Raw genomic sequence first — 20825 nt, 5'->3', positions numbered from 1 at the left:
CGGGCGACGTGGCCGTTTGACTGGAGATGCACGTGGCCGGGCGCATCGAGGACTACGCACTCATCGGAGACATGCAGACCGCCGCCTTGGTCTGCCGGGACGGCACGGTCGACTGGCTGTGCCTGCCCCGCTTCGACTCCCACGCCATCTTCGCCGGGCTGCTCGGCACGGAGGAGCACGGATTCTGGCGCCTTGGGCCCGCGCACAGCCCGGACGCGCCACCACCGACGGCGGCGCGGCGCACCTACCGCGGCGACTCGCTGATCCTGGAGTCCGAGTGGGACACCCCGCGCGGCACGGTCCGCGTGACCGATTTCATGCCGCCGCGCGACAGCGACGCCCCGCAGCTGGTGCGGATCGTCGAGGGCGTCAGCGGCCGGGTGCCGATGCGCTCCGCGCTGCGGATGCGTTTCAGTTACGGGCGTGTGGTGCCCTGGGTGCACAAGGTCGACGGGCGCACGGTGGCCGTCGCCGGGCCCGACTCGGTGTGGCTCGACACCCCGGCCGAGACCTTCGGCAAGGACCTCACGACGTACTCGGACTTCACGGTCGCGCCGGGTGACCGGATCGCGTTCACCATCTCGTGGCAGCCCTCCCACAGGCAGCCGCCCGCGCTGCCCGATCCCGAGGGCGCCCTCGCGGCGACCGAGGAGTTCTGGCGCGAGTGGGTCGAGCACTGCACGTACCACGGGCCGTACCGCGAGGCCGTGGTCCGCTCGCTGATCACGCTGAAGGCCCTGACGTACGCGCCGACCGGCGGCATCGTCGCGGCGCCCACCACCTCGCTGCCCGAGGACATCGGGGGCTCCCGCAACTGGGACTACCGCTACACGTGGCTGCGCGACGCGGCCATCACGCTCTCCTCGCTCCTTCGCACCGGGTACCGCGAGGAGGCCCGCGCCTGGCGCGAGTGGCTGCTCCGCGCGGTGGCGGGCGACCCCGAGAACCTGCAGATCATGTACGGCATCGCGGGCGAGCGCGAGCTGGGCGAGGCCGAGCTGGACTGGCTTCCCGGATACGAGGGCTCCACGCCGGTCCGGGCCGGGAACGGCGCCGCGCACCAGCTCCAGCTCGATGTGTACGGCGAGGTCACCGAGGCCCTGCACCTGGCGCACATGACGGGCCTCGCCCGCAACGACTACGCCTCGCTGCTCCAGCTCAAGCTGATCCGCTACCTGGAGACGCACTGGAACCAGCCGGACGAGGGCATCTGGGAGGTGCGAGGGCCGCGCCGCCACTTCGTGCACTCCAAGGTGATGTGCTGGGTCGCGGTCGACCGCACGATCAAGCTCATCGAGTCCGGCGACGCGGACGGCCCGCTGGAGAAGTGGCGCGAGCTGCGTGACGACATCCACCGTGACGTCTGCGAGAAGGGCTACGACAAGGAGCGGAACACGTTCACGCAGTCGTACGGCTCCAAGGAGCTGGACGCCTCGCTGCTGCTCATCCCGCAGATGGGCTTCCTGCCGCCCGACGACAAGCGCGTCATCGGCACCATCGAGGCGATCCAGCGGGAGCTTTCGACGTCGGACGGCTTCATCCTGCGCTACCCGACCTCGGGCGACGACGCGGGCGTGGACGGCCTTGAGGGTGACGAAGGCGCCTTCCTGGCCTGCTCGTTCTGGATGGCGGACGACCTGGCGATGATCGGCCGGGTCGACGAGGCCCGCAAGCTCTTCGAGAAGCTGCTCGCGCTGCGGAACGACCTGGGGCTGCTCGCCGAGGAGTGGGATCCGCGGCTGCAGCGCCAGGTCGGCAACTTCCCGCAGGCCTTCAGCCACGTCCCGCTGATCGACACGGCACTGCGGCTGACGGCCTCGGGGGCGTACGGCGGCTAGGCCAGTTTCCCGATGACCTCCCGGGCGGCGCGCTCCCCTTCGGTCGCGCCGCCCTCCATGAAGCCCTGGAAGTCGTAGCTGCAGTGCTCGCCGCCGATGTGGAGGTTGCCCTGCGGGGTGCCTTCGTAGCCGGCGTAGCGGTGCAGATAGCCGACGGGCCAGTACGAGTAGGCGCCGAGCGCGTAGGGGTTCTTGTGCCAGGCGGAGAGCTGGGCCTTGCCGGTCCAGGCGGCCTTGGTGCCGGCGAAGACCTTGTCGATCTGGCCCAGATACCGGGTGGAGAGGTCGCGTACGTAGGGGTCCGTCTCGGTGTGGAACGGGCCCGCCGGTGACAGGGACTTCGCGAGGGTGCCGCCGCCGTACTGGATGAGGATGCCGCCGGTGCCGGGCTGGACCTTGGTGGTGTCCCAGGTCTGCTGGAAGTCGGCGTCGGTGAAGCAGTCGCCCGCGCTGACACCGGGCCAGGCGCCGGTGCCGCGCCAGGGGCGGCTGGAGAACTGCATGTTGAGCTTGGTGCAGTAGCCCATCCGGGCGTCCCGCAGCAGGTTCGTCATCCGGGTGTCCAACCCGGCCTTGGTGAGGTCGATTTGTTGGAGCACCGGCAGTGGCACGCACAGGATCGTGTGGTCGGCGGTGGCGGTGCGGACGGCGCCCGCCTCGGTGTACGTGAGGGTCTGCGTGCCGTCGGCGTTGGCGCGTACGGCGGTCAGGGCACAGCCGGGGCGCAGGGTGCCGTCGGGCAGGAAGTCGGCGACGGCGCGCGGGAGTTGGTCGTTGCCGCCGGTGATGTGGTAGCGCTCGTTGGACAGGCCCCAGATGTTGAAGTGCCCCGGATTGGTCTGGTAGCCCATCAGCAGGACGAGGGCGAGCGCGGACTGGTCGGTGGTGTCGGCGCCGTACTCGACGTTGTAGGCGACGTCGAACCAGCAGCCGAGCGGGGAGCCGTGCCCGCCCGGGACGCGCGATTCGATCCACTCGTAGAGCGACATGTTGTCGAGGGCGGTGCCGGTCGGCGTGGTCTGGTTCCAGAAGACCTCGCCCGCCTCCGACAGGTCGCGGCGCAGGAGTTGGTAGACCGCCTTGAAGTCGTCGTCGGCCTGGGCGCGCGGGTAGTAGGCGCCGTTGAACCAGAGGATCTCCTCCGCGCCGCGCGGGCCGCCGCCGAGGAAGTCCTCGACGGGCAGGTCGAAGCGGCGGCAGAGCTCCCGGATCTTCTTGTGGCTGGTGTCGATCAGCTCGCCGCCGATCTCGGAGGTCTGGCCGTACGCCCAGTGGCCGCGCTGGGTGTACATGCGGCCGCCGACCCGGTCCGGGTTGGCTTCGTAGAGCGTGCAGTTCAGGCCCGCGTCGTGGAGGGTGAGGGCCGCGGTGAGGCCCGAGATGCCGGCTCCCACGACGGCTATGCGGGGCGCGCCCTTGCCGGTCGCGGCCCTGGCGCGGGGAGCGGCCGCGAGTCCGGCGGCCCCGATCGAGAGGCCCGCGGCGCCTTTGAGGACTGTTCTTCGAGCGGGCTGTCCTGCGGCGCCCCGGAGTTCGGCGACGGGTACTCCGAGGCGCTGGGCCTCGCCGTGCTCCGCTGCCAGGCGCTTCAGTGCGTGCATGGGATTCGTACGAGACACGGGAGATCCCCTCAGACGGTGGCGGACGATGGCTCTGTGTCGGTCGTGCGCTCGGCCGCGTCCTCCAGGACGATCCGGCCGATGATCTCGTAACGGGCGGGCTGCTTCGCGCGCAGATACAGGCCGAGCCCCAGACCCCCGAAGAAGACGAGGCCGACGATCCAGGGGATGGCCTTGAAGAAGAGGGAGTCGGCGGCCGTGCCCGCCGCGGTGTCCATGTTGATCACGAGGAGGACGACGACGGCGATCATGCCGATGCCGCCGAGCAGCGGGGCGAGGAAGGTCTTGAACCAGTGCCGGTCCTCGGGGTGGTTCTTGCGGAAGTAGCCGATGACGGCGAACGAGCAGAGGGTCTGCACGATGAGGATCGCCATCGTGCCGAGGATCGCGAGCAGCGTGTACAGGTGGATGTACGGGTCCTGGCCGCTGAGCCAGAAGACGGCGACCAGCCCGACGGCGATCGCCGACTGGACGTAGGAGGCGATGTACGGGGAGCCGTGCGTGGGGTGCGTACGGCCGAGGCCGCGGTGCAGGAAGCCCTCGCGCCCGATCGCGTACAGATAGCGCGACGCGCACTGGTGGAAGGCCATGCCGCAGGCGAACGAGCCGGTGATCAGGAGCCATTGGAAGGTGTCGACGGCCCAGGCCCCGATGAAGGAGTGCGCCGGGTCGAAGAACAGGTCGAGCGGGCTGGTGGACTGCGAGACCTTCACCGAACCGCTCAGGCCGTTGCCCGCGATGGTCATCCACGAGACGTAGATGTAGAAGAGCCCGACGCCGACGACCGAGATCAGAGTGGCGCGCGGGATGACCTTCTTGGGGTTGCGGGACTCCTCGCCGTACATGGCGGTGGACTCGAAGCCGACCCAGGACCAGAAGGCGAAGAAGAGGCCGAGCCCGGCGGATGTGCCGGTGAAGGCGTTCTTCGGGTTGATCGGCTCGACGGGGATGCCGTCGGGGCCGCCGCCGTGGATCAGTACGGCGGTGGCGACGGCGAAGAGGACCGCGATCTCGGCGATCAGCATCACGCCGAGCGCCTTCGCGGTGAGGTTGATGTCGAAGTACGACAGGACGACGGTGACGGCGAGCATCGCGGCCGCGTAGAGGATCCACGGCAGGTCGGCGCCGAGCTGATCAAGGACGGTGGTCTTGGCGAAGTACGCGAAGACTCCGACGATGGACGCCTCGAAGACGACGTACGCGAGGACGGCGAGCATCCCGGACGCCATGCCCGCGATCCGGCCGAGGCCGTGCGAGATATAGCCGTAGAAGGCGCCGGCCGCGGTGATCCGCTTGGCCATGGCGACGTATCCGACGGAGAACACCGTCAGGACGAGGGTCGCGAAGAGATAGCCCGCGGGCGCGCCGGTGCCGTTGCCCGCGCCGACGGCGATGGGCAGGTTTCCGGTCATCGCCGTGATGGGCGCCGCGGTGGCGACGGCCATGAAGACGACGCCGACGAGACCGACGGAGTTCGCCTTGAGGCGGTGGACCCCGGGTGTGCTCGGTTGCTCTGGCATGGCGGGCACCTTGCCGTGGAGTGACGTACGCCACAAGCGACAAGGGGTCGTGCAATTGGCGTGCTGGGGCGACGAGTTGTCGGGCCCTGAGCCCCTTCCGGGGTTCCCGTAACCGGCCGGAGATGTTCCCGGAACCTGTGCGCAGGTAGCGTCCGCCCCATGGACAGTCAGGGCACACAGGGCACTCAGGGCGGCATCACCGTGCAGCGGGCCCTGGAACTTCCGGGGCTGCGCGGCGGCCTGCCGGAAGTGGTCGCGGGAGCGGAACGGCTCCAGCGCACCGTGCGCTGGGTGCACGCCGGTGAGGTGCCGAACATCGCCTCGCTGCTCAAGGGCGGCGAGCTGCTCCTGACCACGGGCCTTGGCCTCGGCGCACGCCCCGCCGAGCAGCGCGCCTTCGTACGCAGGCTCGCCGAGCGCGGCATCGCGGCGCTCGTCGTCGAGCTGGGCCCGCGCTTCACCCGGCTGCCCGCGGCGATCGTGGAGACGGCGCGCGCGGCGGGGCTTCCGCTGGTGCAGCTGCACCGCGAGGTGCCTTTCGTGACGGTCACCGAAGAGGTGCACACGGAGATCGTCAACGGCCACTACGCGCTGCTCCAGCGGGCCGAGGAGGTCCACCGGCGCTGCACGGAGGCGCTGCTCGGCGGCGGCGGGGTGCCGCAAGTCCTCGGCGTCCTCGCGGACTTCAGCGGCAATCCGGTGTTCCTGGAGACGGCGGACGGGCAGCTTCTGTACGCCGCCGGGGCGGGCACGGAGTGTGCCGATCCGCTCCAGGTGTGGGAGGGCCTGCGGGGCAGGACCGTCGACCGGGACGGGCCGCCCGCGGGCGCGGTGCTCGTCGATGTGCCGGGCGGCGGACCCGGCACCGGGTCGGTGCGTGCCCGGCTCGTGCTGCTGGCCGTGGAGTCCGTCCTGCTTCCGGTGCACCGGATCGCGGCGGAACGGGCGGCGGGCTCGCTCGCGGTGGTCCTGATGCAGGCCAGGCAGGAGGAGGAGCTCGCGGCACGCGGCCGCGGCGACTTCCTGACCGATCTCGCGGAGGGGCGCATCACGGCCGACGACGCGCCCGCCCAGGCACGGGTGCTCGGCTTCAAGCCCGGCGACAGCCCGCTGCTCCCGGTCGTGATGCGGCTCGCGGACGGGCTGCCGCCGGGCGGCGGCTGGGCGGTCCTCGCGCGTGCGGTCGCGGAGGAGCTGGCGGCGGTGGGCGTTCCGGTGCTGCTCGGCGTACGCCCGGTCGAGGGCCGCGTCCCGTTGCTCCTGGGACTCCGTACGGAATCCGAACGCACCGCGGTCGCCGACCGGGTCGCGGCGGCGCTGCGGGCCGGTGTCGAGCGGGCGGGGATGCAGCGGGCGGGTGCGCAGCCGCCGGTGGTGGTGGTCGGCGTCGCGGGCGGCTGGGCCGCGGCATCGGCGGGCCTGCGGCACGCGGCGGAGACGGCGACGGCGGCCCAGGGCCTGTCGGACCGCCCCTGGTACGACGCGCGCCGCCTGGACATCGACCTCCTCCTGTGGCGGCTGCACAACTACGACGACTCGGCCCTGGCAGCCTTCGTGGACCGCGCGATCGGCCCCCTGCGCACCCACGACCGGCGCTCGAAGCCGCCGCTGCTGCCCACCCTGCAGACGTACCTGGCGCACGCGGGCCGCAAGGCGGAGACGGCACGCGAACTGCACCTGAACCGCCAGACGCTCTACAACCGCCTCGCCAGGATCAGCGAGCTCCTGGGCACGGACCTGGACGACCCGCAGACGGTCCTCGCGCTGAGCCTGGCGCTGCGGGCGCGGCGGCATGTGCCGTAGGGGGCGGGGCGGCATGCGCCGTGGCGGGCGCGCCGTTTACTGCTGCATGGCGCGCGGCTGGGTCAACTACATGGCCCGCGGCTGCGTCAACTCGTCGTAGACGCTGAGGACTTGGGTGACCGTCTCGTCCTCGGTCGGCCAGGTGGCCGCCTGGGCCGTGCCCTTCTCCTTGAGCCGTTCCCGGCGCTCGGGGTCCGCGAGGAGGCGTGCGACGGCGGCGGCGAGGGCCTCGGCGTCGCCGTAGGGGACGAGTTCGGCGGCGTCTCCGACGAGTTCGGGCACGCCGCCCACGGCGGTCGCGATGAGCGGCACGCGCGCGTGCAGGGCTTCCTGGGCCAGCACGGAGCGGGACTCCCAACTGCTGGGCAGCACCACGAGATCGGCGGCCGCGAGCAGCTGGGGCACGTCGTCACGCCGCCCCACGAGCCGGGCCGGCAGACCCTCGCCCTCGATACGCCGCTTCAGCTCCGCCCGCTCGGGCCCTTCTCCGGCGATGACGAGAAGCGGCAGCGGGTCGAGGTGCCGCCACGCGCGCGCGGCGTCGAGCAGCACGTCGTAGCCACGGTGGCGTTCCAGCGTGCCGACCGCCACGATCAACGGCCGGTCCACGGCACCGAGTTCGGCGCGCGCCTTGTGCCGGAACCCGCCCGGCTCCTCGTCGTCACGGCCGTCACGGTCGACCGCGCGCGGCGCGGGGAGCGTGACGGGGGCGAGCCGGGCATCCCGCGCGCCCCTGCGGCGGGCGCGGTCGACGAGGTCCGACGAGGTGCCGAGGACCACGGCAGCCGCCTTGGCGACGCGCCGCTCCAGGGCGCGAAGGACGTGGGCGCGCGCGCCTTCCGCGTGCGCCCGCGTGTGCCAGGTGACGACGAGCGGGATGCGGCGGCCGGTGAGCGCGAGCGCGGCGCGCAGGGCGGCGTGCATCCCGTGCGCGTGCACGAGGTCGGCGTCGGCGCAGGCCACACGGAGGGAGGCGACGGATACCGGGTCGCTGCGGCGGGGCACGTGGACGTGCCGGGCGCCGGTGCCCGTCAGGTCGTACGCGGTGGCCGCCTCGGAAGGGGCGCACACCGTGACCCGCACGCCCCGCGCGGCGAGGCCCGCGGCGAGCGACCTGACATGGGCGCTGCTGCCCGCGCTTCCGCCGCCCAGCACCTGCACGGTGTGCAGCGGCGTCTGACCGTGCGGTGAGTGGCTGCTCACGTGGCTCACGTAGCCGGGGCTCCTGAGTCGGCGTCGGGGGGCTGCGCCAAGGATGCCAGTCCGTACGGACGTTCCGGCACCGCCGAAAGGTCTCTTCCGCACGGGGGCAGGCAACTCCCTGAAGCGGATCACTCACATGGGTGAGGACAACGGGGTTTCAGCGCCGCGGATGTCCTGCGGCCCCAGGCATCTTCGCAGCGGGGCCTCGACGGGCGGAAGGCTTTCGGTCCGCTCGGCGTTGCTCGGCGGTCGTGGGCGCCCTGGGGCGAGCGGTAGTTGAAGGCAGGGCCTAGGCCCCGCCGGCCGCGCCGACCCTCTCTCCGTACGCCGCCGCGGCGACGAGGCCCGCCGCGTGCGCCACCAGGCCCACGCGGCCGTTGCCCGCGACGATGGCGGTGCCCAGGGCCGCGCCCAGGGCGTGCGCTCCGGCGTCACCGATCATGGCGCGCTCCCCCAGGTCCTCCGGGAGCACGGCCGCGGCGGCCCCCATGGAGGCGGCGGAGAGAACCCCGGCGGTGCCCTTGCGCAGCAGCCCCGGCGCCCCCAGGGCGAGCACCGCTCCGACGGCGCGTCCGGGGCGTACGTCCACGAGGTTGACGAAGTGGGCGGTGCCCGCGATGACGACCCCCGCGAGCAACTTGTCCACCGGCCGCTCCTTGAGCAGCGCGCCGGCGGCGAGACCGGTCGCGGAGATCCCGAACAACTTCACGGCCCCACTGGTGACTTCGCCCCCACGCAGCGCGGCGAGGTGCGCGCGGAACCCTCGGCGCGGATCAACCGCCCCCGCCATGTCGTCGTACACCCCGCAGGCACCTGCGGTGAGCACGGCAAGCGTGGCGGCGGCACGCGGCTCGGCGGCCAGCGCGATGCCCCCGGCCGCGGCCCCCAGGGCGGCAGCGGGCCCGCCGTACAACTCCACTGCCCGCCCCGCGTAGTTCTTCCGCTCCCAGCGGTCGGGGCCGCCGGGAGCGCGGGAACGCAACGCGGCGGTGGCGGCGCGGGTGACGGCGGCGGCGGTGAGGAGGGCGGTGAGTCGACGGGCGATCATGCGGTTCAGCGTACGGCCGAGGACGTATCAGCCCGTCCGGCGGCTCTCAGCCCGTCCGACGGCTCTCAGCCCGTCCGGCGTCTGAGGACGAACTCGGCGGAGCCGGTGATCGACGGTACCGCCCGCTACCCGTCCCCCCGAGCCGTGGCCAGCAGCTCCTCCGCATGGGCCCGCGCGGTCTCCGAGTCCTCCTGCCCCGCCAGCATCCGGGACAGTTCCCGCACCCGGTCCTCGCCCTCGAGGACCAGCACCCCGGACCGCGTGACACTCCCGTCGTTCGTCTTCTCGACCAGCAGCTGCCGATCGGCGAACGCCGCGACCTGCGGAAGATGGGTGACCACCACGACCTGCGCCGACTTGGCGAGGCGGGCGAGCCGCCGCCCGATCTCGACCGCAGCCTTGCCGCCGACACCCGCGTCGACCTCGTCGAAGAGGTAGGTCGGAACGGGATCCGTGCCCGCGAAGACGACCTCGACGGCCAGCATCACGCGCGACAGCTCACCACCGGAGGCCCCCTTGGCGATCGGCCGCGGCGGCGCCCCGGGATGCGGGGCGAGCAGCAGCTCGACCTCGTCGACGCCGGAAGGCCCGTAGGCGACGGTGCGCTCGCCGACGACGACTCCGTCGGTCCCCTCCGGCACCTCCGTACTGCTGATGTCGATCGTCACGCGCGCGTGCGGCATCGCCAGCGAGGCCAGCTCCTCCGTGACGGCCGCCGCGAACCGCGACGCCGCCTCCTCGCGCGCGGAGGTCAGCGCCTGCGCGAGCCCCGCGAGTTCGCCCCGCAGCGCGTCCCGCTCAGCCGTCAGCTCCTCGAGCCGGTCGTCGTCGCCCTCGAGCTCGGTGAGCCGCGCGGCACCCTCCTCGGCCCAGGCGAGGACGGCGTCGATGTCGGCGCCGTACTTCCGGGTCAGCTGGGTCAGCGCGGCCCGCCGCTCCTCCACCGCCGCGAGACGCAGCGGATCGGCGTCGAGGTCGTCGGCGTAACCAGCGAGTTCGCCCGCGACATCGCCGAGCAGGATCCCGATCTCGCCGATCCGCTCGGCGAGCGCGGCAAGCGCGGCGTCGTGGGACCGCACCGCCTCCAGGGCCCGGTGCGCGCCCGCCACCAGCGTCGTGGCGTCGACGCCCTCCGGGTCCTCGGGGTTGCCCGCGAGCGCGGCATGGGCGGCCGTGGCGGCGGACGCGAGCGCCTCGGCGTGGCCGAGCCGCTCGGCCTCGGCGGCCAGTTCGACGTCCTCGCCCGCCCGCGGCTCGACGCCCGCGACCTCGTCGAGGCCGAAGCGCAGCAGATCCGCCTCCTGGGCGCGTTCACGCGCGCGCGTGGTGATCTCGTCGACCTCGGTCGTCACGGCGCGCAGCCTGCGGTACGCGGCCGTGTACTTGGCCAGCGGCACGGTGACCGCGTCGCCCGCGTACCGGTCGAGCGCGCCGCGCTGCCGGGCCGGTTTGAGCAGCCCCTGCTGATCCGTCTGGCCGTGCACCGCGACGAGGTCGTCTGCCAGTTCGGACAGCAGTCCCACCGGCACCGACCGCCCGCCGAGGTGCGCCCGAGAGCGCCCCTCCGCCGAGACCGTACGGCTGATCAGCAGCGCACCCTCGTCGAGCTCGGCTCCCGCCTCCTCCGCGCGCACGGCCGCCGAAGCGCCGTCGGGCACGGCGATCCGCCCCTCGACTACCGCCGCCTTGGCGCCGATCCGCACCAAGGCGGGATCGGCGCGCCCGCCGAGCAGCAGGCCGAGGCTGGTGACCACCATCGTCTTGCCCGCACCGGTCTCACCGGTCACGGCGGTGAACCCCGGTGACAGCTCGACCACCGCGTCGTCGATGACTCCGAGCGACCGTATCCGCATCTCCTCCAACACGGACACGACCTTACGAGGTCAGAGCCCGGGTGTGCGACGGCCCCTGGCCACCTTCCGCGAAGGCGCAGGTGGCAAAGGCGGACCGAACGGACGCTGTCACCCGCAGGGGGAGGGGATTTACGTGCGGGGATTTCAGTGCGGGGGATTTCCCCACCATGATCTTCCTGACAGCCTCATGGTGCGCGGTGGCCCCAGCACCCCACCATGATCCGTATGGGAACGGGACTCGCACAGGCGGCGCTGCGCGCGCACCGACCGGCCTTCGTGGGCACGGCGGTGGCCGCGCTGTTCGCGGCGACCGTGGTGAGCGCGTCGACGATGATGCTCGGCACGACGGGCACGGACGGGCTCTCCGCGCGGGCGCGCAGGCAGATCACGGAGAACGGCGTCGGCGACATGGCCGTCGTCCTTCTCATCGGTTCGATCTACATGTCGATATTCGTGGTCGCGTCGACGATGGGCACGGCCGTCGCGCAGCAACACCGCGAGCTGGCGATGGTGCGCTCCATCGGCGCCAGGCCCCGGCAGGTCCGCCGCGCGGTGGCCGGCCAGGCCCTCGCCGCGTCGATACCGGCGGCGCTCGCCGGCTTCGTCCTGGGCGGCTTCGTCGCGCGGTGGTGGCACGCGGGCATGGTCGAGCACGGCCTGCTCCCCGCGGAGGCGGGCTTCCGGTTCGGCTGGGTCGCCCTGCCGGTGTGCGTCGGCGTGGCCGTGGTGACGACGACGCTCGCCGCGCTCCTCTCGGCGCTGCGGTTCTCGCTGCTGCGCCCGGCCCGCGCCCTGAGCGAGGCGGCGACCGGGCGGCGCGGCCTCGGCGTGCTGCGGGCGCCGCTCGGCGTGCTGGCGGTCGCGGGGGCGTGCGTCGTCGCGGTGCTCCTGTCGCGGCAGCCCGCGGACGAGGCGAGCGAGGGTGCCTTCCTCGTCCTGATCCTCTTCTGCGTCGGTGCCGGACTGCTCGGCCCGCGCATCATCGGGCCCGCGGCCTGGCTGGTCTCGGCGCTGGTCGGCCGGTTCGGCCCGAGCGCGCGCCTGGCCATGCTCAACGTCCGCTCGCAGCCCCGCCGTTTCTCCGCCGCGGTGGTGCCGCTCGTCCTGGTCGTGGGCTTCGGCCTCACCAAGATCGGCATGCACACCACGGCCCGGCACCACACGGGCTCGGCGGGCAGCACGGGCGAGGTCTGGCTCGACTATGTGGGCACGGGTCTGTACGCGGGCTTCGCCGCGATCGCCGCGGCGAACACGCTCGCCATGATCTCCTTCGAGCGCCGCCGCGACGTCGCGCTGCTGCGGGTGGTCGGCAGCCAGCGCGCCCAGGTGCGGGCCATGGCGGCCTGGGAGGCCGTGGTCGTGGCGGAGACCGCGCTGCTGCTCGGCGGCGCCATAGCGCTCGGCACGCTGGCCCCGATCCTCAGCACGGCCTTCGGCTCGGCGATCCCCTACCTGCCGTGGGGCGTACCGACGGGGATAGCGGCAGGCACCCTGCTCCTGACGCTCCTGGCGACGGGCCTTCCGGTACGTGCGGTGATGCGGAGGCAGGCCATCTCCGTGGTCAGCTCAACGTAATCCGGAGAAGGACCGCGCCCCCGTAAGGGGCGCGGGGAACTGCGCGACAAGCCCCCACACACCCGCACGTCATCACCGCCCTCCCAGCGGAGCGCTAGTGCGGCGCCCCGCGCCACCCCGAAACCGGCAGCGCAAACTTCGCCACAAGCCGGTCCGTGAACGACGCGTGGTGCAGCCGCGCAAGCCGCACCGGCACCCCTCCCCTGCGCACCTCGACCCGCGCCCCCGCGGGCAGTTCCACGGTCCGCCGCCCGTCGCACCACAACACCCCGTGCGGCGTGTGCTGCTGGACCTCGACGGCGAGCACCGAGTCCGGCGAGGTCACCAGCGGCTTGGCGAACAGGGCGTGCGCGCTGATCGGCACCATGAGGAGTGCCTCCACCTCCGGCCACACCACGGGCCCGCCCGCGGAGAAGGCGTACGCGGTGGATCCGGTGGGCGTCGCGCACACGATGCCGTCGCAGCCGAAGCCGGTGACCGGGCGCCCGTCGATCTCGAGCACGACCTCGAGCATCCGCTCGGCCGACATCTTCTGCACGGCGGCCTCGTTGAGCGCCCAGTCGCGGTGCACGACATCGCCGTTGCGGTGCACGACGACGTCGATGGTCATCCGCTCCTCGACCTCGTACGCCTTGGTGACGACCCGGTCGACCACCTTGTCGAGGTCGTCGCGCTCGGCCTCGGCGAGGAAGCCGACACGGCCCAGGTTCACGCCGAGCATCGGCACCCCGGAGGCCCGTGCGAACTCGGCGCCGCGCAGCAGCGTTCCGTCGCCGCCGAGCACGACGATCAGCTCACAGTCGTCGATGCACTCGGCCGTGGCCTCCTTGACCGTCTCGACATCGGGCGGCAGCGGCAGATCGGCCGCCTCCGCCTCAAGGACCCGTACGCCGAGGCCGCTGCGCAGCAGTCCCTGGACGACGAGTTCGGCACTGCGGATGGCCGCGGGCCGTCCGGTGTGCGCGAGCAGGAAAACGGTACGAGCTCGGGTCTGGGTCACTCTGGTCTGAGTCAACGGGGCCCCTCCGCCACGGCACGGTCAACGTCCGCCGGGTCCAGTTCGGGCGCCCCGGCACGCAGCCACAGAAAGTACTCGACATTTCCGGAAGGGCCGGGCAGAGGGCTCGCAGTCACGCCACGTACACCGAGCCCGAGCCCCCACGCCTGCCGCGCCACCGTCCGCACCGCGTCGGCCCGCAGCTCCGTGCTGCGCACCACACCGCCGCTGCCCAGACGCTCCTTGCCGACCTCGAACTGCGGCTTGACCATGAGGACAAGGTCGGCGTCCGGTGCGGCGCACCGCACGAGCGCGGGCAGCACGAGCCCGAGCGGGATGAAGGAGAGGTCGCCGACGACCAGGTCGACGGGGACGCCGTCGATGAGGTCGAGCGTCAACTCCCGTACGTTCGTACGGTCCTTGACGGTGACCCGGTCGTCGCTCTGCAGCGACCAGGCGAGCTGTCCGTACCCGACGTCCACGGCGACGACACCGGAGGCACCGGCGCGCAGCAGCACATCGGTGAAGCCGCCGGTGGAAGCGCCCGCGTCCAGCGCGCGCCGCCCCTCGACGACAAGCCCCTGCGGCACGAACGCGGCGAGCGCGCCCGCCAGCTTGTGGCCGCCGCGCGAGACGTAGTCGGGGTCGCTTTCGTCGGCCGCGACCACGATGGCGGCGGCGGTCTCCACCTGCGTCGCGGGCTTCGTCGCGGTGTTCCGGTCGACGGTCACCCGCCCGGCGGCGATCAGCTGGCTGGCGTGCTCGCGCGAGCGCGCCAGCTTGCGACGGACCAGCTCGGCGTCGAGGCGGCGGCGTGCCACTCCTGCCACGTTCTGTTCAGCTCCTGTTGTACGAAGGTGTGTACGACGGTGGGTGCGGGGACGAAGGCGAGGGCGCCGGCGGCCCGGGGCGTGCGTCGAGCGCGGTCAGCGCGTCACGCAGTCCCCGGTGCACATCCTCGTACACCTCGATGTGGCCGTCCGTGGCGAGGTGGTCGGCGTCGCCGAGGCGCTGGAGCAGGGCGTCCACCTCGGCGTCGCCGGTCGGTGCGCGCTCGACGCCGAGGGGCGCGGGGCCCGCGGGGTCGTAAGCCTCCTCCGCCTCCACCAGCTGAGGCTCGGCCTCGGGCTCGGGGCCCGGCAACGAGTCGTTCATGCCACGACGCTACCGCGAAGCGCTGGGGTACCGTCGATCACGATGGCGACGATCGAAGAGTGCCGCGTGGCGCTCGGCAAACTCTCGGACAACTTGGCGGGCGCGGAAGGCGGCGTGCGCAGCGCCGCCGCGCTCGACCGCTCGCTGACCTGCCGCATCACCGACCTGGACGTGACGTTCACGGGCCGTCTCGAGAACGGCCGGATCACGGTGCTCGACACCTACCCCGGCGCCCCCGGGGAGAAGGCCGAGATCCGGCTCGCCATGTCCGGCGACGATCTGGTGGCGATGGTGGACGGCGAGCTGAACTTCGCCAAGGCCTGGGCCTCCGGCCGGGTCAAGCTGGAGGCAGGACTGCGCGATCTGCTGCGCCTCAGGACGCTGCTTTAGCCCCGACTTCAGCCCCGACGCCCGCCGTCTTCTCGGGCTTCTTGCGGCCTCGCCGCGCGGCCGGCACCACCAGCGGCGTCCCCGTCTCCGGGTCGTCGATGATCTGGCAGTCCATCCCGAAGGTGTCCCGCACAAGCTCCGCCGTGACGACGTCGGACGGCGCGCCCTCGGCGACGATCTCGCCCTCGCGCAGGGCGATGAGGTGAGTGGCGTACCGGGCCGCGTGGTTGAGGTCGTGCAGGACGGCGACGAGGGTGCGCCCCTGCTCCTCGTGGAGCTCGGCGCACAGGTCGAGGACGTCGATCTGGTGCTGGATGTCGAGATACGTCGTCGGCTCGTCGAGCAGCAGCAGCGGGGTCTGCTGGGCGAGCGCCATCGCGATCCAGACGCGCTGGCGCTGCCCGCCGGACAGTTCGTCGACATAGCGATCGGCCAGTTCGGCGACGCCGGTCGAGGCCATCGACTCGCCCACGATCCGCTCGTCGTCCGCCGACCACTGCCGGAGCAGGCCCTGGTGCGGATAGCGGCCGCGGGCCACCAGGTCGCCCACCGTGATCCCGTCGGGCGCGATGGACGACTGCGGCAGCAGGCCGAGGGTGCGCGCCACCTTCTTCGCGGGCATCGACTGGATGACGTTCCCGTCGAGCAGGACGCGGCCCGCCGACGGCTTGAGCATCCGGGACAGGGCGCGCAGCAGGGTGGACTTGCCGCAGGCGTTCGGGCCGACGATCACCGTGAAGGAGTTGTCGGGTATCTCGACGGACAACTTCTCGGCGATGACGCGCTGGTCGTAGCCAAGGGTCACGTCGTCCGCGATGAGCCGGTTCACTGCGGCACGCTCCTGCCTGTCGGTGCTTTCAGAGTTGGTGGTCTTCCCGGTGTTCATGCGCGCCCCGCTGTTGATCTGCGCCCTGCTGTTGGTCTGCGCCCCGCTGTTGGTCTGCGCCCCGCCGCTCATATCCGCCCCGCCTTGCGCTCGATGACGAGCAGCCAGAGCAGATAGACACCGCCGAGCACACCGGTGACCACGCCCACGGGCAGCTGATCGGCGCCGAACGCCCGCTGCGAGGCCCAGTCCGCGACGATCAGCAGGGTGGCGCCCATGCACAGGGACGGGATCAGGTTCGGTCCCGGCGAGCGGGTGAGCCGCCTGGCCAGCTGCGGCGCGGTGAGCGCGACGAAGCTGACGGGTCCCGCGGCTGCGGTGGCCGCCGCGGTGAGCAGCACGGCCGAGCCCATCAGGACGAGGCGGGTGCGCTCGACGGGCACGCCGAGCGCGTACCCGACGTCGTCGCCCATCTCCAGCATCCGCAGCGGTCGGGCGTACGTCATGACGAGCGGCACCAGGATCGCGCACAGCACCAGCAGCGGCCAGACCTGCTCCCAGTCCCGGCCGTTGAGGGAGCCGGTCATCCAGACGACGGCGCGCGCGGCGTCGACAAGGTCGGCCTTGGTGAGCAGATAGCCGTTGATGGCGGTGACGAAGGCGGAGACGCCGATGCCGACCAGGACGAACCGGAAGCCGTGCACGCCCCGCTTCCAGGCCAGGAGATAGATCGCCGTGCCCGTCACCAGACCGCCGACGAGCGCACCGCCCGCGACCTGAACCGCGCTGCCCTGGAAGAGGACGATCATGATGAGCGCCCCGGCGGTGGACCCCTGCCCGAGGCCGAGGATGTCCGGACTGCCCAGCGGATTGCGCGAGATGGACTGGAAGATCGCGCCGCCGAGCCCGAGCGCGGCGCCCACGAGGAGGCCGACGAGGACGCGCGGAAGGCGCAGGTCGTTGATGATGAACTCCTGCCCGGCGTCGCCGTCGCCGAGCAGGGTGCGGATGACGTCGGCGGTGGGGATGTCGAAGTCGCCGGTGCCGATCAGGACGACGCTCGCGGCGAGCGCGGCCACGACGAGCAGGGCGACGACCACGGCCGTGCGGACGTCGAGACGGAAGCTGAGCCCGCCCCGGGTGCGTATCGCCTTCACAGCTGAGCCAGCCTCCGCCGTCGTACGAGAATGATGAAGACCGGGGCGCCGATCAACGCGGTGATGATGCCGACCTGCAGCTCAGCGGGCCGGGCGACGATGCGCCCGACGACGTCGGCGCCGAGCAGCAGGACCGGGGAGAGGATCGCCGCGTACGGCAGGATCCAGCGCATGTCGGGCCCGGTGAAGGAGCGCACGACGTGCGGCACCATCAGGCCGACGAACATGATGGGCCCGCAGGCCGCGGTCGCCGCCCCGCACAGCAGGGTCGCGGCGAGCATGGACAGCGCGCGGGTGCGGTTGAGATGGGCGCCGAGCGCGCGGGCGGTGTCGTCGCCCATGGCCATGGCGTTCAGCGGCCGGGCGAGGCCGAGCGCGAGCACGCTGCCGATCACGAAGAAGGCGAGGACCTGCAGGATGGTCTCGTTCTTGGCCGACGCCAGGGAACCGACCGTCCAGAAGCGCATCTTGTTGAGCGCCGCGTTGTCCATGATCATCACGGCTTGCAGATAGCCGTAGAGGGCGGCGCTGAGCGCGGTTCCGGCGAGCGCGAGGCGCACCGGCGTCGCGTTGCGGGTGCCGCCGAGCGCGTAGACGAGGGCGCCGACCGCGGCCGCGCCGAAGAACGCGAACCACACATAGCCGCTCAGCGATGTGACGCCGAAGAAGCTGATGGCGGTGACGACGGCGGCCGATGCGCCGAGGTTGATACCGAGCAGTCCGGGGTCGGCCAGCGGATTGCGGGTGAGCGCCTGCAGGACGGCTCCGGAGAGGCCGAGGGCCACGCCGACGAGCAGTCCGAGCAGCGTGCGCGAGAGCCGCTCCGCGACGACGACATCGTCGTACGTCCCGGTGTCATGGAAGAGACCGTGCCAGACATGGTCCAGGGACATCGACTTGGCACCGACCGCGATGCTCGCCACGACGACGAGCGCGAGCACACCGACCGAGACGAGGAGCCCGATGCTGCGTATCGCGCGGCGGTTGGGTGGCGCGGGAGCGGTCTCCGCGCCGGCTTCGGGGGGACTGTCGACCAACACCAGGTTAGGTTAGCCTACCCTCGCACTCAACTTCGACGGGAGAAGCACCACCCATGCACGCTCGCCGCCCGATACCTCCCGCTCTGACCCGCCGCGGCGTGCTCGGCGGGGTCGGGGGCCTCGGCCTGGGCGGACTCCTCTCGGCATGCGGCGGCGACTCGGGCGACGGCGATGACGCGAAGGCATCGGGCGACGGCGATGACTCGAAGGCATCGGGCGACGACTGGACCTTCAAGGACGACCGCGGCACGACCGCGGCACGACCGCGAAGGCCGGCAGGACCCCGCGCCGCATCGTCACCTACATCGGCGCGGCCGCCGCGAGTGACACCGACGCTCTGGTACGTCCCCGAGGAATCCGCCAAGAAGATCACCTCGCTCGCCCCGACCGTCGGCATCCTCACCGGCAAGACCTCGCTGACGAAGGCCATCGGCCGCTGCGCCGCACTCACCGATTCCCTGGGCGCCGACCTCAGGAAGTCCAAACCGACCTGGGCGAAACTCCCCGCCGTCAAGGCGGACCAGGTCGTCTCCTGGTCGAACGAGGCGCAGTTCAGTCACGCCGGCTACGCGCCGCTCATCGAGCATCTCGCGGCAGCCGTCGACAAGTCGAAGAAGGCCGTCTGTTGAACACTCACCGTCCCCTCTCCCGCCGCGGCCTGCTCGCCACCGGCGGCGCCGTCGGCCTCGGCGCCCTGCTCGCCGCGTGCGGAAGTGAAGAGAAGCCTGAGAAGAGCTCCGGCTCCAAGGCCTGGAGCTTCAAGGACGACCGCGGCAGAACCGCGAAGGTGAACCACGCCCCGAAGAACATCGTCGCCTACGTCAGCACGGCGGCTGCGCTGCACGACTACGGCGTCAAGTGCACCGGGATCTTCGGCCCCTCCAAGCCGGTGGACGGCAAGCCCAACCCGCAGGCCGGCGATCTCGATGTCGACAAACTGACGAGCCTCGGCGAGTCCTTCAACCAGTTCAACATCGAGAAGTACGCGGGCCTCGAGCCCGACCTCCTGATCAGCAACATGTTCCCGCCGCCCGCTCTCTGGTTCGTACCCGCGGACAGCACCAAGAAGATCGAGGCGCTCGCGCCCACCGTCGGCATCAAGGGCGCCCGCGTCTCCCTGCTCGAACCGCTCAAGCGCTACACCGAGCTGGCCGAGGCGCTCGGCGGGGACCTCGGGACGGAGAAGGTGCGCGCCGCCAAGGCCCGCTTCGACAAGGCCGAACGCCGACTGCGCAAGGCGGCCAAGGCCAACCGCGGCCTGAAGGTCCTCGCGATGACCGGCGACGCCGACCAGTTCTACGTCGCCGTGCCGGACTCTTACTGCGACCTGAACTACTTCAAGGACCTCGGCGTCGAGTTCGTCGAGGGCAAGAAGAGCGATGAATGGGGCTTCTGGGAGTTCCTCAGCTGGGAGAACGCCGACAAGTACCACGCCGATCTCATCATGATCGACAACCGCTCGAGCGCGTTGCCGCCCAAGGAGCTCGCGAAGAAACCCACCTGGGAGCGGCTCGCCGCCGTCAAGGCCGGCCAGACGGTGCCCTGGTCGATGGAGGAGCGCTACAGCTACGCCGGTTTCGCCCCCGTGCTCGAACAACTCGCCGCCGCCATCGAGAAGTCGAAGAGGCTCACGTCATGACCGATTCCCCGTACCACTACTTCGACATGCACGTGCTGCGCACCGAGTACATCACGCCCGCGATGATCCGCGTGGCGCTCGGCGGCGACGGCCTGGCGCGGATGGCCTCGGCCGGCCGCGACCAGCGCATCAAGGTGTTCCTGCCGCATCCGGGCCAGGACGCCCCGGTCATGCCGGACACGTCGGGCGGGGACGCGGCCACCTGGTACGCCGACTGGCTCGCCCTCGACCCCGACGTACGCGGCATCATGCGCACGTACACCACGCGTGAACTGCGCCGCGACCCCGACGAGTTGATCGTCGACTTCGCGGTCCACGGCCCGACTCCCTCGCCCTCGGACGGACCGGCCACAAGCTGGGCACGGAAGGCGGTCCCCGGCTCCCGAATCGGCGTACTCGCCCCGATCGAGGAGGAGAACGGCGCGTACGACTTCAGGCCGCCGCAGGACACCGACTGGGTCCTGCTGACCGCCGACGAGTCGGCGCTCCCGGCGGTGGCGAGCATCCTCGAAACGCTGCCGCCCGGCACTCCGACGCGCGTCTGGATCGAGGTCCACGACCCGGCGGACCGCCAGGAGCTGCCCACCAAGGCCGCCGCCGAGATCACCTGGCTCACGGAGACGGGCGCGACACCGCCGGCGATCCGCGCAGCGGAACTCCCGTCGGGCACCCCGTACGCCTGGATCACAGGCGAGTCCGCGACGGTCAAGACCACCCGCCGCCACCTGGTCGGCGACCGCGCCTTCGACCGCAAGCGGGTGTCGTTCTCGGGCTACTGGCGCAGAGGCACGACCACAGACGAACTGATCGACCGCGACGAATCGGCCTGATACCCCGCCCCGCCGTCCACCGAAGGCCCCGCCTGCGCCCCTGCGGCAAGGCTGGGGCCAACCGCACACCGGACCTACATCCACCCCCGGCAGGCACACGGCCCTTTCGACCCACCAGGCAAGCCGCACACCGGGCCTGCATCCGCCCCCGGCAAACACACGGCCCCTTCGACCCACCAGGCAAGTCGCACACCGGACCTACATCCACCCCCGGCAGACACACGGCCCCTTCGACCCACCAGGCAAGCCGCACACCGGGCCTGCATCCGCCCCGTCAGCGGCACAGCCCTTCCGCCCACCACGCAAATCCGAGCGCCAGGGCCCACCCACAT

General features: G+C 71.9%; 18 protein-coding genes. 7 read left to right on the top strand and 11 right to left on the bottom strand.

All coding sequences use genetic code 11. The features are described from left to right. Window positions 1–26 precede the first annotated feature (26 nt). Window positions 27–1838: a glycoside hydrolase family 15 protein gene (locus E2651_RS14270; RefSeq protein WP_135331480.1), complete on the top strand. Its 1812-nt coding sequence runs from the start codon at window positions 27–29 to the stop codon at window positions 1836–1838. Here the strand turns inward: E2651_RS14270 and E2651_RS14265 are convergent. Together E2651_RS14265 and E2651_RS14260 are read right to left on the bottom strand one after the other, a co-directional pair. Next, a complete protein-coding gene (locus tag E2651_RS14265) occupies window positions 1835–3439 on the bottom strand; it encodes an NAD(P)/FAD-dependent oxidoreductase (protein ID WP_135331479.1) in 1605 nt (534 codons plus the stop codon). The two genes, E2651_RS14270 and E2651_RS14265, sit on opposite strands and share 4 nt — an antisense overlap. Before the next feature lie 29 nt (window positions 3440–3468). After that, window positions 3469–4977, bottom strand: coding sequence for an APC family permease (locus E2651_RS14260; RefSeq protein ID WP_135331478.1), 1509 nt, complete (start codon window positions 4975–4977; stop codon window positions 3469–3471). A 159-nt stretch (window positions 4978–5136) separates the two neighbouring features. Between E2651_RS14260 and E2651_RS14255 the strand changes: the two genes are divergently transcribed. After that, a complete protein-coding gene (locus E2651_RS14255) occupies window positions 5137–6780 on the top strand; it encodes a PucR family transcriptional regulator (protein ID WP_135331477.1) in 1644 nt (547 codons plus the stop codon). 66 nt (window positions 6781–6846) lie between these two features. Here the strand turns inward: E2651_RS14255 and E2651_RS14250 are convergent, their stop codons facing one another. The 3 genes from E2651_RS14250 to recN form a co-directional block, all read right to left on the bottom strand. Further along, a complete protein-coding gene (locus tag E2651_RS14250) occupies window positions 6847–7992 on the bottom strand; it encodes a glycosyltransferase family 4 protein (protein WP_167828789.1) in 1146 nt (381 codons plus the stop codon). A gap of 280 nt (window positions 7993–8272) precedes the next feature. Then, entirely contained in the window at window positions 8273–9031 is a 759-nt protein-coding gene (locus E2651_RS14245) for a hypothetical protein (protein ID WP_135331476.1), read from the bottom strand. 125 nt (window positions 9032–9156) lie between these two features. Then, the gene (gene recN, locus E2651_RS14240) at window positions 9157–10884 is read right to left on the bottom strand and encodes a DNA repair protein RecN (RefSeq protein ID WP_135331495.1); all 1728 of its coding nucleotides are present in this window, start codon (window positions 10882–10884) and stop codon (window positions 9157–9159) included. 225 nt (window positions 10885–11109) lie between these two features. Here recN and E2651_RS14235 point away from each other — a divergent pair, with 225 nt between their 5' ends. Beyond that, window positions 11110–12459, top strand: coding sequence for an FtsX-like permease family protein (locus E2651_RS14235; protein ID WP_245238807.1), 1350 nt, complete (start codon window positions 11110–11112; stop codon window positions 12457–12459). Between the two features lie 94 nt (window positions 12460–12553). Here the strand turns inward: E2651_RS14235 and E2651_RS14230 are convergent, their stop codons facing one another. The 3 genes from E2651_RS14230 to E2651_RS14220 are packed head-to-tail and all read right to left on the bottom strand — an operon-like array spanning window position 12554 to window position 14611. Continuing rightward, window positions 12554–13459 (bottom strand): NAD kinase, encoded by a 906-nt coding sequence (locus E2651_RS14230; RefSeq protein ID WP_135331494.1) that lies wholly within the window; start codon window positions 13457–13459, stop codon window positions 12554–12556. Window positions 13460–13470: 11 nt separating this feature from the next. After that, window positions 13471–14286, bottom strand: coding sequence for a TlyA family RNA methyltransferase (locus tag E2651_RS14225; RefSeq protein ID WP_135331474.1), 816 nt, complete (start codon window positions 14284–14286; stop codon window positions 13471–13473). A 7-nt stretch (window positions 14287–14293) separates the two neighbouring features. Continuing rightward, the gene (locus E2651_RS14220; RefSeq protein ID WP_135331473.1) at window positions 14294–14611 is read right to left on the bottom strand and encodes a hypothetical protein; all 318 of its coding nucleotides are present in this window, start codon (window positions 14609–14611) and stop codon (window positions 14294–14296) included. A gap of 42 nt (window positions 14612–14653) precedes the next feature. Between E2651_RS14220 and E2651_RS14215 the strand changes: the two genes are divergently transcribed. Next, a complete protein-coding gene (locus E2651_RS14215) occupies window positions 14654–15001 on the top strand; it encodes an SCP2 sterol-binding domain-containing protein (RefSeq protein WP_135331472.1) in 348 nt (115 codons plus the stop codon). Here the strand turns inward: E2651_RS14215 and E2651_RS14210 are convergent. From E2651_RS14210 to E2651_RS14200, 3 genes are all read right to left on the bottom strand, one after another. After that, window positions 14985–15887 (bottom strand): ABC transporter ATP-binding protein, encoded by a 903-nt coding sequence (locus E2651_RS14210; protein ID WP_135331493.1) that lies wholly within the window; start codon window positions 15885–15887, stop codon window positions 14985–14987. The two genes, E2651_RS14215 and E2651_RS14210, sit on opposite strands and share 17 nt — an antisense overlap. Before the next feature lie 68 nt (window positions 15888–15955). Then, window positions 15956–16984: an iron chelate uptake ABC transporter family permease subunit gene (locus E2651_RS14205; RefSeq protein ID WP_135331471.1), complete on the bottom strand. Its 1029-nt coding sequence runs from the start codon at window positions 16982–16984 to the stop codon at window positions 15956–15958. Beyond that, the gene (locus tag E2651_RS14200) at window positions 16981–18024 is read right to left on the bottom strand and encodes an iron chelate uptake ABC transporter family permease subunit (protein WP_135331470.1); all 1044 of its coding nucleotides are present in this window, start codon (window positions 18022–18024) and stop codon (window positions 16981–16983) included. Before E2651_RS14200 ends, E2651_RS14205 begins: the two co-directional genes overlap by 4 nt. A 53-nt stretch (window positions 18025–18077) precedes the next feature. Between E2651_RS14200 and E2651_RS14195 the strand changes: the two genes are divergently transcribed. Genes E2651_RS14195 through E2651_RS14185 form a run of 3 tightly spaced genes read left to right on the top strand, consistent with a single transcriptional unit; the run spans window position 18078 to window position 20493 of the window. Further along, window positions 18078–18653: a hypothetical protein gene (locus E2651_RS14195; protein ID WP_135331469.1), complete on the top strand. Its 576-nt coding sequence runs from the start codon at window positions 18078–18080 to the stop codon at window positions 18651–18653. Continuing rightward, window positions 18650–19663 carry an ABC transporter substrate-binding protein gene (locus tag E2651_RS14190; protein ID WP_167828788.1) on the top strand — a complete coding sequence of 338 codons (1014 nt, stop codon included), beginning with the start codon at window positions 18650–18652 and terminating at the stop codon, window positions 19661–19663. The genes E2651_RS14195 and E2651_RS14190 overlap by 4 nt, the downstream gene beginning before the upstream one ends. After that, window positions 19660–20493 (top strand): siderophore-interacting protein, encoded by an 834-nt coding sequence (locus E2651_RS14185; protein ID WP_135331468.1) that lies wholly within the window; start codon window positions 19660–19662, stop codon window positions 20491–20493. Before E2651_RS14190 ends, E2651_RS14185 begins: the two co-directional genes overlap by 4 nt. Window positions 20494–20825 lie beyond the last annotated feature (332 nt).

The organism is Streptomyces sp. MZ04 (assembly GCF_004684775.1).
Classification (GTDB): Bacteria; Actinomycetota; Actinomycetes; order Streptomycetales; family Streptomycetaceae; genus Streptomyces.
This window is presented reverse-complemented; position numbering and strand designations above follow the sequence as displayed.

Bases quoted from the DNA above. Each gene is read 5' to 3' on its own strand.
- E2651_RS14270 (WP_135331480.1), top strand. From the start codon at position 27: ATGCACGTGGCCGGGCGCATCGAGGACTACGCACTCATCGGAGACATG.
- E2651_RS14265 (WP_135331479.1), bottom strand. From the start codon at position 3,439: ATGCACGCACTGAAGCGCCTGGCAGCGGAGCACGGCGAGGCCCAGCGC.
- E2651_RS14260 (WP_135331478.1), bottom strand. From the start codon at position 4,977: ATGCCAGAGCAACCGAGCACACCCGGGGTCCACCGCCTCAAGGCGAAC.
- E2651_RS14255 (WP_135331477.1), top strand. From the start codon at position 5,137: ATGGACAGTCAGGGCACACAGGGCACTCAGGGCGGCATCACCGTGCAG.
- E2651_RS14245 (WP_135331476.1), bottom strand. From the start codon at position 9,031: ATGATCGCCCGTCGACTCACCGCCCTCCTCACCGCCGCCGCCGTCACC.
- recN (WP_135331495.1), bottom strand. From the start codon at position 10,884: ATGCGGATACGGTCGCTCGGAGTCATCGACGACGCGGTGGTCGAGCTG.
- E2651_RS14235 (WP_245238807.1), top strand. From the start codon at position 11,110: ATGGGAACGGGACTCGCACAGGCGGCGCTGCGCGCGCACCGACCGGCC.
- E2651_RS14220 (WP_135331473.1), bottom strand. From the start codon at position 14,611: ATGAACGACTCGTTGCCGGGCCCCGAGCCCGAGGCCGAGCCTCAGCTG.
- E2651_RS14215 (WP_135331472.1), top strand. From the start codon at position 14,654: ATGGCGACGATCGAAGAGTGCCGCGTGGCGCTCGGCAAACTCTCGGAC.
- E2651_RS14210 (WP_135331493.1), bottom strand. From the start codon at position 15,887: ATGAACACCGGGAAGACCACCAACTCTGAAAGCACCGACAGGCAGGAG.
- E2651_RS14195 (WP_135331469.1), top strand. From the start codon at position 18,078: ATGCACGCTCGCCGCCCGATACCTCCCGCTCTGACCCGCCGCGGCGTG.
- E2651_RS14185 (WP_135331468.1), top strand. From the start codon at position 19,660: ATGACCGATTCCCCGTACCACTACTTCGACATGCACGTGCTGCGCACC.